The organism is Aliidongia dinghuensis (assembly GCF_014643535.1).
GTDB classification, from domain to species: domain Bacteria; phylum Pseudomonadota; class Alphaproteobacteria; order ATCC43930; family CGMCC-115725; genus Aliidongia; species Aliidongia dinghuensis.
Genome location: NZ_BMJQ01000088.1, coordinates 1 through 508 on the forward strand (window position 1 = coordinate 1; position 508 = coordinate 508).

The 508-nt window shown below is 34.4% G+C and carries 1 protein-coding gene; it reads right to left on the reverse strand.

All coding sequences use genetic code 11. The features are described from left to right. Window positions 1-284 precede the first annotated feature (284 nt). Window positions 285-508: MerR family DNA-binding protein (locus IEY58_RS34255; RefSeq protein WP_189052671.1), on the reverse strand; the 224-nt coding region annotated here is incomplete at its 5' end.

Here is a 508-nt window from a genome sequence, read left to right on the forward strand (position 1 = left end):
CTTCAGAAGTTGACACTCGGGCATAACCGATTAAACTCATGATAAATTTCTCACGATAAATAATATCTTGGCTATTTTATCATAATTAGATTTATTTGGCTTTATCATGAAATAAATGGAATAAAAAAGCGCCGAATTGGCGCTGATTTACAAAATCACGAAAAACAATTGTTTGTCGTGGGATTGTTACGTAAGTAATAGACGCTTTGTTATAACAAAATTCGACAAAATTCCTTAGCGTACAATATGGTTCGAATTCTTAGATGACCCCTAATAAGCAATATTCACTCTTTAATAGCCAATTTATCTAAAATCCCACATTCTGCCGTCCCATCCCCTTTACAACTATCATGCCAAACTTGTAATGTGCTTTTCATGGCTTGTAATTGCTCGATTTTTTCGTTTAATGTCACAATATGCTGTGCGGTTAAGGCTTTAACCTCACTATTATTACGACATGGATTGTCCTGCATTGCCAGTAATACCTTGATTTCTGCTAACGAAAAAT